This is a genomic window from Paenibacillus sp. NRS-1781 (assembly GCF_050467745.1).
GTDB lineage: Bacteria > Bacillota > Bacilli > Paenibacillales > Paenibacillaceae > Paenibacillus > Paenibacillus terrae_A.
Genome location: NZ_JBITPI010000049.1, coordinates 34,000 through 47,071 on the forward strand (window position 1 = coordinate 34,000; position 13,072 = coordinate 47,071).

At 47.9% G+C, this 13,072-nt stretch carries 13 protein-coding genes; all 13 read left to right on the top strand.

Annotated elements, in window-relative coordinates; genetic code table 11:
• Positions 1-36 precede the first annotated feature (36 nt).
• The 13 genes from folD to ACIFO6_RS18305 all read left to right on the top strand — a co-directional run bounded on the left by folD (position 37) and on the right by ACIFO6_RS18305 (position 12,904).
• Entirely contained in the window at positions 37-894 is an 858-nt protein-coding gene (gene folD / locus ACIFO6_RS18245) for a bifunctional methylenetetrahydrofolate dehydrogenase/methenyltetrahydrofolate cyclohydrolase FolD (protein ID WP_430042618.1), read from the top strand.
• Between the two features lie 12 nt (positions 895-906).
• A complete protein-coding gene (xseA, locus tag ACIFO6_RS18250) occupies positions 907-2,271 on the top strand; it encodes an exodeoxyribonuclease VII large subunit (protein WP_430042620.1) in 1,365 nt (454 codons plus the stop codon).
• On the top strand, positions 2,261-2,521 hold the full coding sequence (gene xseB, locus ACIFO6_RS18255) for an exodeoxyribonuclease VII small subunit (protein WP_007430920.1): 261 nt from the start codon (positions 2,261-2,263) through the stop codon (positions 2,519-2,521). The genes xseA and xseB overlap by 11 nt, the downstream gene beginning before the upstream one ends.
• A complete protein-coding gene (locus ACIFO6_RS18260) occupies positions 2,493-3,416 on the top strand; it encodes a polyprenyl synthetase family protein (protein WP_430042622.1) in 924 nt (307 codons plus the stop codon). Before xseB ends, ACIFO6_RS18260 begins: the two co-directional genes overlap by 29 nt.
• 107 nt (positions 3,417-3,523) lie before the next feature.
• Complete coding sequence (dxs, locus tag ACIFO6_RS18265) at positions 3,524-5,422, top strand: 1-deoxy-D-xylulose-5-phosphate synthase (RefSeq protein ID WP_430042912.1); 1,899 nt, start codon at positions 3,524-3,526, stop codon at positions 5,420-5,422.
• Positions 5,423-5,497: 75 nt separating this feature from the next.
• Positions 5,498-6,346, top strand: coding sequence for a TlyA family RNA methyltransferase (locus tag ACIFO6_RS18270; RefSeq protein ID WP_430042624.1), 849 nt, complete (start codon positions 5,498-5,500; stop codon positions 6,344-6,346).
• 156 nt (positions 6,347-6,502) lie between these two features.
• Positions 6,503-6,979, top strand: coding sequence for a hypothetical protein (locus ACIFO6_RS18275; protein ID WP_430042626.1), 477 nt, complete (start codon positions 6,503-6,505; stop codon positions 6,977-6,979).
• 16 nt (positions 6,980-6,995) lie between these two features.
• Positions 6,996-7,445: a transcriptional regulator AhrC/ArgR gene (gene ahrC, locus ACIFO6_RS18280; RefSeq protein ID WP_430042628.1), complete on the top strand. Its 450-nt coding sequence runs from the start codon at positions 6,996-6,998 to the stop codon at positions 7,443-7,445.
• Between the two features lie 60 nt (positions 7,446-7,505).
• Positions 7,506-9,224 carry a DNA repair protein RecN gene (gene recN / locus ACIFO6_RS18285; protein ID WP_430042631.1) on the top strand — a complete coding sequence of 573 codons (1,719 nt, stop codon included), beginning with the start codon at positions 7,506-7,508 and terminating at the stop codon, positions 9,222-9,224.
• 123 nt (positions 9,225-9,347) lie between these two features.
• Positions 9,348-10,508 (top strand): SpoIVB peptidase, encoded by a 1,161-nt coding sequence (gene spoIVB / locus ACIFO6_RS18290; protein ID WP_430042635.1) that lies wholly within the window; start codon positions 9,348-9,350, stop codon positions 10,506-10,508.
• Positions 10,509-10,724: 216 nt separating this feature from the next.
• A complete protein-coding gene (spo0A, locus tag ACIFO6_RS18295) occupies positions 10,725-11,528 on the top strand; it encodes a sporulation transcription factor Spo0A (RefSeq protein WP_283652305.1) in 804 nt (267 codons plus the stop codon).
• 491 nt (positions 11,529-12,019) lie between these two features.
• Positions 12,020-12,157: a type II toxin-antitoxin system HicB family antitoxin gene (locus ACIFO6_RS18300; protein ID WP_430042636.1), complete on the top strand. Its 138-nt coding sequence runs from the start codon at positions 12,020-12,022 to the stop codon at positions 12,155-12,157.
• A 111-nt stretch (positions 12,158-12,268) separates the two neighbouring features.
• Entirely contained in the window at positions 12,269-12,904 is a 636-nt protein-coding gene (locus ACIFO6_RS18305) for a hypothetical protein (RefSeq protein WP_430042638.1), read from the top strand.
• Positions 12,905-13,072: the final 168 nt, after the last annotated feature.

Genomic DNA, 13,072 nt, shown 5'->3' on the forward strand with positions numbered 1-13,072 from the left:
TTGAGATTATTTTACTCAGGTTGGAGAGTGGTTAATATGTCAGCACCGATCATTGATGGCAAACAAATCTCTAAGGATATTCGCGCAAGCATTCAGCAGGAGGTCGTCCGTCTGAAGGAGCACAACTTTCAGCCTGGACTGGCTGTCGTACTGGTAGGTGAAGATCCTGCTTCTCAGGTGTATGTTAGAAACAAGGAAAAGGCATGTCATGATCTCGGTTATTATTCCGAGGTACATCGGCTGGCAGTGGATACTTCACAGGAAGCATTGCTGGAGCTGATGGACAAGCTGAATCTCCAAAGTAATATTCATGGGATTCTGGTACAGCTTCCGTTGCCAAAGCACATTCATGAAAAAGCAGTCATTGACGCCATTGCAGTCGAGAAGGATGTGGATGGATTCCATCCGGTGAACGTGGGGAATCTGGTCATCGGTGATGATAGTCTCCTGCCTTGTACTCCTGCTGGTGTCATTGAGCTGATCAAGCGTGCGGGGGTAGAAATTGCGGGTAAGCATGCGGTGGTTATTGGTCGCAGTAATATCGTGGGCAAGCCGGTATCGCTGCTGTTGCAGCGCGAAAATGCTACGGTGACCATGTGTCACTCTCGTACGGCGAATATCGCCGAGCTGAGTCGGCAAGCGGATATTTTGGTGGTTGCCATCGGAAAAGCCAACTTTATTGATGCTTCGTTCGTGAAGCCTGGAGCGGTAGTCATTGATGTAGGCATGAATCGTCTGGAGAGCGGAAAACTGGCGGGTGACGTTGATTTTGAGAGCGTGAAGCAAGTATGTGGTCCGATTACCCCTGTTCCCGGCGGTGTAGGTCCAATGACGATTACCATGCTGATGCAAAATACGCTCGTAGCGGCCAAGCGGTCGCACGGTCTGGCATAAGGGCGGTTGCCTGTGGCTGAACAGCGTATTTACTCCATTAAGGACCTGAATCGCTATATCCGGATGAAGCTGGAATCGGATCAGGTGCTGTCCGACGTATGGATACGCGGGGAAATTTCTAATTTTACGCATCATTCGAGTGGTCACATGTACTTTACACTCAAGGATGAGGGCAGCCGCATCCGTTCGATTATGTTTGCAACTCATAATCAGCGGCTTCCCTTCGTGCCAAAGGAAGGTACGTGTGTTATTGCCCGGGGAAACGTATCTGTGTACGAACGGGATGGACAATATCAATTTTATGCAATCCAGATGCAGCCTGATGGTGTCGGAAGTCTCTACCTTGCATATGAGCAGCTCAAGCAAAAGCTGGATGTTGAAGGGCTGTTCGACAGCGCTCGCAAGCGCAATCTGCCTGCTCACCCTACGACAATCGGTGTCATTACTTCGCCAACCGGAGCTGCCGTACGCGATATCATCACGACGCTTCAACGGAGATATCCGCAGGCAGGAATTGTGTTATATCCTGTGCTTGTGCAGGGAAAAGGCGCTGCTCCCTCTATTGTTAAGGCTATTGAAGCCATGAACCTTATGCAGGAGGTTCAGGTGATGATCGTCGGGCGGGGAGGTGGCTCTTTGGAGGAGCTATGGGCGTTTAACGAGGAATCGGTTGCGCGTGCCATTTTTGCATCGGGGATTCCGGTCATTTCGGCCGTCGGTCATGAAACGGATTTTACGATTGCCGATTTTGTGGCCGATTTGCGTGCGGCTACGCCGACCGCAGCCGCCGAGCTGGCTGTGCCTCATCAGCAGGAGTTGCGGGATCAGCTGCTCCAGAGGGAACAGCGATTACGTAACGCACTCCGACAGCGGCTGGAAACCAGCCGTGAACGGTTGACCCGGCTTCGGCGCTCCCCGGTGCTGTTGCACCCGCGCCGCTATATGCTACAGCATGCAGAGCGGATGGATATGCTGCATCAGCGGCTCATCCGTGCAGCAGGTAACCGTTCGCGTTTGAACGCTGAGAAAAACGCGCGTATGCGTCAGGTGCTGGAGCGGTTTAACCCGCGCGAACAAATCTGGTCGGCCCGCAAGCAGACAGATGCGGCACAGCGTCAGCTGGAGTCTGCAATGCGTGCTATTACCAAGACGGGACGGCAGCAGCTGCACGCGGGTATTCGTCAGCTGGATGCGCTTAGCCCGCTCAAGGTCATGTCGCGAGGCTACAGCCTTGTGTATGATGAGCAGGAGAAACGATTGATCAAGTCGCTAAAAGACGTACAGCCGGGAGATTCTATTAAAATTAAAGTGAGTGACGGGCAGTTGGACTGCCAAGTATGGGGATTGAAGGAGGACGCGAAGCATGGTGGCGAATGAAACGGAATTGAATTTTGAAGCGGCCATGGCCGCTCTTGAAGAAATTGTCGGACAACTGGAGCACGGGGACGTTCCTCTGGAGCAAGCCATTGATCTGTTCCAGCGTGGTATGAAGCTGTCTCAGCTTTGCAGTCAGAAGCTGGAGCAAGTTGAACGTAAAATTGAAATGATTGTGGAAGAGGATGGAGATTTGCGCAAGAAGCCTTTTGGCGGCGGGTTAGATGAAAACGGTGGTGAAGGCGTTGAATAGATCGTCGTTCAAGGAATATTTGACCGCGACGGTGGACGCGGTTTCGTCTGCATTGACCGAGCAATTCCCAGCTCATTGGAGTATCCCCACCGTTCTCCGTGAATCCATGAATTATTCACTCACCGCAGGTGGAAAACGCCTGCGGCCTCTGCTTGTGATCGCATCTGCCGAAGCATTCGGCGGAAGCCGGGAGGCCGCGTTACCCGTAGCATGTGCGGTAGAAATGGTACATACGTACTCCCTGATTCACGACGATTTACCAGCCATGGATGATGATGATTATCGCCGGGGCAAACTGACGAATCATAAGGTATATGGAGAAGCGGTTGCTATCCTAGCGGGAGATGCATTGCTGACCCATGCCTTTCATAGCGTCGTACAAGCAGGTCGGCGTCACGGGGTTTCCTCCGATGCGCTATTGTCCATCGTGGAGGAACTGTCCGAAATGAGCGGGGCACGGGGTATGGTAGGTGGTCAGATCGCGGATATGTCCGGCGAGCAGGGGATGACAGGTATCGAGGAACTGGAATACATCCATCTCCACAAAACCGCAGATTTGATCATTTTCTCCCTCTTGGCAGGTGGACGGATCGGCGGAGCGGACAAGAATCAATTAGAAGCGCTACGCCAATTTGGACGAGACCTGGGTCTGGCTTTTCAAATTCAGGACGATATACTGGATCTTATAGGCGATGAGAGCAAAATGGGTAAAAAAACGCAAAGTGATGTTGCACAGGAAAAGGTAACTTATCCGTTTTTTATCGGTATGGAGGCATCACAGCTACAAGTAGAGAAACTCACGGCATCTGCCAAAAAAGCGTTAAAAGAAGGCGGTATACCGGATTCGTCGCGTTTGCTGGAGATTGCGGACTACCTGATGAAGCGTGATCATTAGTACGGTTAATCATCATTGGCTTGTCTAGTGTTTAAGCAAGGTCACAAAGTGTGATATAATATTTGTTAACTTTACACACAAACTTGAAGGAAAGCGGGGAGATATGCGTGCTGCTTCCACACATAAAGCAACCAGGCGATCTGAAATCACTGTCGGTTGAGGAGTTGGCTTCTCTAGCCGAGGAAATCAGGAGCTTTTTGATTGAGAAGCTGTCCGTGACTGGGGGGCATCTGGCATCGAATCTGGGAGTGGTTGAGCTCACAATCGCCCTGCATTACTGCTATAACAGCCCGAAGGACAAGATGATTTATGACGTTGGGCATCAGGCCTACGTACACAAAATATTGACAGGGCGAATGGATCGGTTTGATACTCTTCGTCAGCGTGATGGACTTTGTGGATTTGTAAAAAGAAGTGAAAGCGAGCATGATGTCTGGGAAGCTGGTCATAGCAGCACATCTCTGTCAGCCGCGATGGGGATGGTTTTGGCACGAGATTTGAAGGGCGAGGACAATAAAGTTATTGCGTTGATCGGAGATGGAGCATTAACTGGTGGCATGGCTTTTGAAGCGTTGAACCATATTGGTCATGAACGTAAAAATTTGATGGTCATTCTGAATGACAACGAAATGTCGATAGCGCCGAATGTTGGGGCCATGCATAATTATTTGAGCAAAATCCGCTCGGACCGTCATTATTTGCGAGCAAAGGATGAGCTGGAAGTTTTGCTGAAAAAAATACCTGCTATCGGCGGTAAACTTGCCAAATCGGCTGGCCGTGTTAAGGACAGTCTTAAATATATGATGGTTCCGGGTGTGCTGTTTGAGGAACTGGGGCTTACGTATCTCGGTCCGGTCGACGGACATGATTTGCCGAAGCTGATCGAAACCTTCAAGCAGGCTGATAACGTCAACGGCCCTGTGTTGGTGCATGTCGTAACCACTAAGGGCAAGGGTTACAAGCCTGCGGAGGCAGATTCACACAAATGGCACGGAATCAGTCCGTACAAAATGGAATCCGGTCAGGTACTCAAGGCTGTGGGCAACCCCATGTATACGGAAATTTTCGGACGGACGCTGATTGAGCTGGCTGAACAGGACGAACGTATTATAGCGGTTACGCCTGCTATGCCTGGTGGTTCGGGACTGGTGCCGTTTAGCAAGGAATTCCCTACACGGATGATTGATGTGGGCATTGCAGAGCAGCATGCGGCTACTATGTGTGCTGCGTTGGCAATGGAGGGGATGAAGCCGGTATTTGCGGTATACTCCACTTTTATGCAGCGTGCTTATGATCAAATTGTACATGACATTTGCCGTCATAATGCGAATGTGATGTTTGCGATTGACCGTGCCGGTTTTGTCGGGGCTGACGGAGAAACACACCATGGCGTGTTCGACGTAGCATTTTTACGTCATATCCCCAATCTGGTGCTTATGATGCCTAAGGATGAAAACGAGCTGCGCCATATGATGAAAACAGCGCTTGATTACGACGATGGTCCGATTGCTTATCGTTATCCTCGTGTTAATGGGGTTGGTGTGCCGTTGGACACAGAACTGAAAGCTATACCCATCGGCAGTTGGGAGTTTCTCCGCAAGGGTGAGGGCTACGCTGTAATCGCTTCAGGCCCGATGCTCCAGGTGGCGACAGAGGCTGCGGAGGCAATGAAACGCGAAGGCTTGCAGGTGGGCGTCGTCAATGCGCGTTTCCTTAAGCCTGTGGATGAGGATATGCTTCGTGAGCTGGCCCGCCAGCATACGAAGCTGATCGTTTTGGAAGAAGCTTCTGAAGCGGGAAGCTTGGGTAGCGCTGTGCTGGAATTTTACGCCAAAGAAGAAATGCAAAATGCACAGGTGCGTTTGATGGGGATTCCCGACATGTTTGTGGAGCATGGCTCGATCAAGGAGCAACGCGCAGAAGCGGGCCTTACCGTTGAAGCTGTGTGCCTTAAGCTTCGCAAATGGGCTTCCGAGCCAGTGTATGGCATGGGACAATCGGTATAGGGGAGCTTGCGACAACGGTGAAATTTATAAAAAAGTATGACAAGAGCAGCGTAGCTGCCTTAAAGGGAGATTAACATGTCTGTTCCGAAGGAACGCATTGATGTATTACTTGTAGAACAAGGCTTTTTTGAAAGCCGTGAAAAAGCCAAAGCCGCAATTATGGCAGGTCTGGTACTGGCCGACAGTGAACGAATTGAGAAGGCGGGTATGAAGATACCACGCGACAGCGAGCTTAAAGTAAAGGGTGCAGTGCATCCATATGTAAGCCGTGGAGGGTTGAAGCTGGAAAAGGCTATCCGTCAATTCGAGCTGGATATGAAGGGGAGGACGATGCTGGATATCGGCTCATCCACCGGAGGCTTTACGGATTGTGCCCTCCAGCATGGAGCGGAGTATGTATATGCCATTGACGTGGGATATAACCAGCTGGACTGGTCCCTTCGTAATGACGAACGGGTATGCGTAATGGAGAAAACGAATTTCAGGTATATGACACCTGCAGATTTGAAGGGTCCAGTACCGAATTTTGCAAGCATTGATGTTTCATTTATTTCGCTGCGCATTATTTTGCCACCATTGCTTGCGTTGCTGCATCAACCTGCTGACATTGTGGCTTTGATTAAGCCACAATTTGAAGCCGGACGTGAAAAGGTGGGGAAACTCGGCGTCGTCCGCGATCCTGCAACGCACAAAGAAGTGTTGCAGACCATCCTGACGTTCTCGCACGAGCTTGGACTTTCGCTGCAAGGATTGGCTTATTCTCCTATTACTGGTGGAGAAGGTAATATTGAATTTTTGGCGCATTGGCGTTTGGATAAGCCTGCTGCTGACCCGCAACAGGAAAGCGTTGATTTCCGTCCGATAATTGACCTTACTGTTCAGGAAGCAGGGCAGACCTTCAATAATGGTTCGTCGCGCAAATAACATTCAGGGGTTCTCAAGAGTTCTGTGAACTTAAGGGAACCTCTTTTTGGTGTGAGGGATTGATTAACGAACTCATGTTCGCTTATAATTGAGATATACAAAAGAAAAGGGATTCCACCTCCTGTCCTAGAATATGTCCATGAGGTGATCGAATTCATGGACACGCGATATGATACGGTTATCATTGTCGTGATCGGTGTAATATTAGCGGTATGGGCTTTTTACAGTCTACGTACCTGGTTAAAGGAGCCGGGACCGCTTGTATTAAAGACTATACCGATTAACGAGGAGCTGGACGAAGGGCCTGCTGTGGACTTGCTGGAAGACGCGGGTTATGAGCTGGTGGGCGGAAAAATGAAAATACCGCTTGCTTTTAAAGTGAATGGACATACCGTGTATAGCCGTTTGTTTATAGACTATGTGGCTGTGCGAAATGGTTCAACATATATGGTCAAAACGTCACGCCGCAAGAGACCGATGGAGTGGAATGGTCCTGATTTGCGGGACAGGCTTATGCCTTATCTGCTGCTTTATCCGGGCTGTGCGGGCATATTGTACGTTGATACGGACGAACGGAGTATCCGCCTTATTACATTGGCGGAAGACATTGAAGAAGAGGAATATGAGGATTAATCCATAGGAGGATTTTATGAAGGGTCAACGACATATTAAAATCAGGGAAATTATTTCACAACGGGAAATTGAAACACAGGACGATCTGGTCGGAGCTTTACGCAAGGCTGGTTTTCAGGTTACTCAAGCCACTGTATCTAGGGACATCAAGGAACTGCTGCTTATTAAAGTTCCAATGGATGATGGAAGGTACAAATATTCGATGCCTTCAGATCAGCGATATAACCCGGCGCAGAAACTGAAACGTACATTGGTTGACAATTTTTTGCATATTGACTACACGACCAATCTGATCGTGATGAAGTGTCTTCCGGGAACGGCGAACTCGATTGCTGCCTTATTGGACAACATTGAATGGCCTGAAATTATGGGTACCATTAGCGGGGATGACACCATTTTGATTATTTGCCGATCAGAAGAGAACAGCGAGGCCATTGTGAATCGTCTTATGGGCTATATTTCCTGAACATGATTTGTAAGGCCTATTTGGACGTTTGAATTTGTACATCATAGAGGTGAAAGAACGATGCTGGTCACTTTATCTATACGAAATTTGGCAGTTGTAGAGGCTGTCGATGTTCATTTTTATAAAGGGTTCCACGTATTGACCGGGGAAACAGGCGCAGGTAAATCCATCATTATTGATGCCCTCGGTCTGATTGCTGGAGGCAGAGGTTCCGCCGATCTGGTCCGTTATGGGTGTGATAAAGCAGAGATGGAGGCGCTTTTTGAACTGCCGGTTAAGCATCCGGTCTGGGCAACGTTAGAAGAGCAAGGAATCAAGGCGAATGCGGAAGAACATCTATTGATTCGGCGGGAATTGACCGTTCAAGGCAAAAGTTCATCGCGGATTAACGGTCAAATGGTCAATTTAACGATGCTGCGTGAGGTGGGTGAGCAGCTCGTCAATATTCACGGTCAGCATGAGCATCAAAGTTTGTTACGTGCAGACCGCCATCTGACGCTGCTGGATACGTTCGGTGATTCGGTCATCGGTCCGGTCAAAACGCTTTACAGAGAGCGCTACAATGCTTTTGTTAAAGCGGAAAAAGAAGTACGGGAGCTGCAAAGTTCCAGTCAAAAGGCCTATCAGTTATTGGACATGTATCGGTTTCAGTTGGAGGAAATTTCCACTGCCGAGCTTAAATTGGGAGAGGATGAATTATTGGCAGAAGAACGGGTCAAGCTATCCCATAGTGAGAAAATGATGGATGGGATATCAGGAGCCTACGATCTGCTAAGCGGCAGAGGTGGACTGGATATGATCAATAACGTGTTGTCCAGACTGAATGATGTCCAAAGCTACGACAGCAAAAGCCTTCAGCCTATTGCGGAGCAGATTCAATCTGCTTTTTACCAGCTGGAGGATGCGGCGTTCCAATTACGTTCATACCGTGAGGATATTGAATTTAATCCGGGCAAGCTGCACGAAGTGGAGCAACGTCTGAATCAAATTACCGGGTTACAGCGAAAATATGGTGATAGTATAGAGCAGATTTTGGAATACTATAGCCGTATTGAGCAGGAAACCGATATGCTGGAGAATAAGGATGAACGGCTGGAGCAATTGATTGCAAAGCGGGATGAGTTGCTTTCGGATTTGCTTCAGATTGCAGAAGAGCTTACAGAAGCGCGTGAAATTTGTGCTGAAGAGCTGGCCGAGCAGGTAGAGCAGGAGCTAAAGGATCTGCAAATGGAAAGAACGTCACTCAAGGTACGTATTGAACCGATTGAAGATCCGCGCGGATATGAATATAAAGGTCGGCGGGTACGACCAACCAAGCAGGGCATTGATAATGCGGAATTTCTGATTTCCCCGAATCCGGGGGAGCCGCTTCGTCCGATGGGTAAAATTGCTTCTGGTGGTGAACTGTCCCGTATCATGTTGGCGATGAAAAGTATTTTTGCACGTCATGATCAAATTCCCGTACTCATTTTTGACGAGGTGGATACCGGGGTAAGTGGTCGCGCGGCTCAATCCATTGCCGAAAAACTATATCGTTTGTCCTCTGTCTGCCAGGTATTCTCGATTACTCATTTGCCGCAGGTGGCATGTATGGCGGATCACCAGTATCTTATCGAGAAAAATGTTCATGACGAACGTACAATGACGCAAATTGAGGCGTTAAATGAGGACGGACGTGTAAAGGAATTGGCACGTATGCTGGGCGGCGTGGAAATTACCGAAAAAACTTTGCATCACGCACAGGAAATGTTGAATTTGGCGGAAGGAAAGAAAGCCTGAAATGAGCGGCTGGCGTAATGATTAACAGTTATAAAAGCCTGGGGGCAAGGTTACCTTATAGGTACGCAATTGGCGACCACCTTTACTCGTCAAGCGAAAGAAGCAAAGGGAGCGTGACAGCCATTGAATTTTTACTCCAGGATCAAATTGCTCGGTCTTTTGCTTGTTTTTCTTATTTGTTGTATCGGTAACGCCAAGCATGTGCATGCAGCGCTGCCTTCACAAGCTTCTCTGGAATTATTCGGTTCCCATGCAGTGAAGAAGCCTCAAGAAAACATGATCCCCGACTTGAAGGTGTATCCAGGGGGTCAGACGATCGGGGTCAAAGTAAAATCTTCAGGAGTGCTTGTCGTTGGTCATCATGTCATTCAGGAAAGTATGGACCGCAAGGTGTCACCTGGGGAGACTGCTGGGATTCGTCTCGGTGACCGGATCACACATATGAATGGCAAACCGCTGGATAGTCTGACCAGGGTAGCGGAGGCTGTAGAGGAAGCAGGCAGGAACAAAAAGCCGCTCGACATCACGCTTTGCCGAGGGGAGCAGACGATTTCCACCAAGCTAACACCAGCTTATGATCGTGATGACAAAGCATGGCGGCTTGGACTGTATATTAGGGACTCGGCTGCGGGTGTCGGCACCTTGACCTTTTACGCACCGGATCAGGGGGTATACGGGGCCTTGGGGCACGTGATTACCGACATGAATACCCAGACCCCCATTGTTGTGGGGAGCGGGGAAATAGTGCAATCCAATGTGACGTCAATTGCGAAAAGTCAAAGTGGTGAACCTGGGGAAAAACGCGCACATTTTCTCAAGGATCATCGGGTATTAGGTAATATTGAACGAAACACGAACTTCGGGATTTTTGGGAAGATGTCAGATGAGCCGCAATATGGTTTGTATTCAAAGCCGATTCCTGTGGCACTTGCGAATGAAGTAAAGGAAGGACCCGCAGAAATTTTAACTGTATTGGAAGGTCAGCAGATTCAGCGGTTTCAGGCAGAGGTCGTACACATTTCTCAACAGGATAAACCGGCAACCAAAGGGCTTGTTATTCGTATCGTAGATCCAAAGCTGTTGGATAAGACCGGGGGAATTGTACAAGGGATGAGCGGAAGCCCAATTATTCAGAATGGCAAGCTCATCGGGGCTGTGACGCATGTATTTGTTAACGATCCGAAATCAGGCTATGGCTGCTTTATTGAATGGATGCTGCGCGATGCAGGAATCATGCAGAATAACGTAAGCTTGAAATCATCCTCTAATCTTAAGGCGAGCTAGTGGCCTTAAGATTTTTTTGTCGAAATGACAAGAATAAGCTCAGAATAGCAAGTTAAAGAATTAATTATAATGGAAACCATAAAAAAAATAAATAAAAATAATTTTCGACAGAAGGAATTCATAATTCGATGTCGAAATCATATACTCCGACAAGAAATATTTATTTGCTGTAAGCTGATGTCCCAACTGAATAACACTCAATAAGGAGGAAGTACATTGCAAAAAATTGAGGTATTGTTGGCCGATGACAACCGGGAATTTACGAATCTGCTTGCCGAATATATTTCCGATCAGGAGGATATGGAAGTTACAGGAATTGCCTATAATGGTGAAGAAGTGCTCCAACACATCGCAGAATCCCGCAACGTACCTGATGTACTTATTTTAGATATTATCATGCCTCATCTGGATGGTCTCGGCGTATTAGAGCGCTTGAGAGAAATGAACCTGTCTCCTCAGCCGAAAATCATTATGCTGACTGCATTCGGTCAAGAAAATATTACGCAAAGGGCCGTACAACTCGGGGCATCTTATTATATTTTGAAGCCGTTTGACATGGAAGTGCTTGCCAACCGTGTTCGTCAATTGGTGGGACCACAATTAGTCAGCAGCAGTCCGGTGACCGTTTCTTCCATGCGATCTAATGTGGTGCCAATGGGTAAAACGAAAAACCTGGATGCCAGTATTACGGCCATTATCCATGAAATCGGCGTGCCAGCTCACATTAAGGGCTATCAATATTTACGCGAAGCCATCACCATGGTGTACAATAATATCGAAATTTTGGGTGCCATCACCAAAACATTATATCCCGCAATCGCCGAAAAATTTAAAACGACGGCATCCCGCGTGGAACGCGCCATTCGTCATGCCATCGAGGTAGCATGGACACGTGGCAACATCGACAGTATCTCTCACCTGTTCGGCTACACTATCAATATCTCCAAATCCAAGCCGACCAACTCAGAGTTTATTGCGATGGTAGCTGACAAGCTTCGGATTGAGAATAAGGTGTCCTGAACGTTGGTGTAACGCGGAAAATCGGACGTGAGTAGAACGGTTGTTCACGATAATTTATCGGTCGTTCCACCGAAGATTCCGATAAACTTTCGCTCGTTATTCCGATAAACCTGTCCGCAATTGGATTAAACTTACGCGCATATTTACAGGAAATTTTGCTGAAACTAATACTAACTTAATGAAATACAAATGTTTGAACAACGCTCACTCTTTTGAGGTGGGCGTTTTTGTACTCGCAGTGTGAATAGATTAAGCTTCTACTGGAGATGGATGAAGCTCTACGCAGAGATGTACCAGCCGGATATCTCCGTGCAACATACAAAATATTCACCGGTAAATTCGATTCTTAACGATTAGTAGGAGGAATAACGCATGAAAAACCGCTACATATAGCTGGCCATATTCGCTTATGCCGATGAAGGCATCTCGGTCAGCTTCCCGGCTTGCCTGGCGCATTCACCTGAGGGGATACCGATGAAGAAGCGCTGTATATGGCGAAGGATTGCCTCGCATTGCACCTCTACGGAATGGAAGCGGATGGTGACGATATTCCGGAAGTATCACGACTGGTAAGCATCAAAACAGAGGCGAATCAATCCGTTGTGTTGATTGACGTATGGATGCCGTAGGAACGGAGAGGTAGATCGGACTCACTCGCGCGATAATGCGTAGGTGGGTCCGGTTTTCTTTTAAAACATAGGAAAAATATACTAGATTATGGGCTGGTTACATAGTAAAATATGTCTATATTAATCGAGAGGATGTATTTAATGGAGGAATTAAGTAGTTATGAAGTTGTAGAGACAAAGCAGACCGCGCCACTAAATAAGCTTGCATTAATAGCGACGATACTGGCAGGCGTAGCGGTTGTTGCAGCGATCATGCTGTTTGTTGTAAATAACAGTCTAAAGGCGCAGATAGCTTCGTTGAAAACGGAAAATACAGCACTAGCGAAATCGGTGGATGACGTTAAAGCAGCGCAGGAAGCAAACGCGCAGGAAATTGCAACGTATAAGTCTGTCGCTTACATGACAGAAGCGGCCCACGTTATCGAGGGTTCCGTAGTAACCGACGATTTCGTGGTAGATCGGATATACTTCAACCAAACAGGCCGCGACGAACTTGATAGTGTAACTATGGACGTTACTAATCAACCATCGATGGCGTTGGCGTATAAAGGAAAAGGTGCGTACACTGTTGGAGATCGAGAGTTAAGAGCAAAGGCTGACAGTCTTATTGCGGCGGCCAAAAAGTATTACGGTGACGCGCCAGGTTTGCCGAAATGGATGGATTCTACAGTCATTAACCTATCCGTTCAAAACTACGATATTGGCAACTTCGCTGACGGTGAGTTTAAGCTGGTAGGGGAGCAGTAATAACGGTCAGGACGTATCTATGGGATAAGACTAGAAAAAGTGGAAAAAAAGAACCCATAACCGTAGTGACATGTCTACACACTTGGTCCACTTAACTAAGGCGGCAAATGGGTTGAACAAGGTTGAGGTTTTACTGAAGATACTAGGTGATAAGAAAATTAAGGGGAG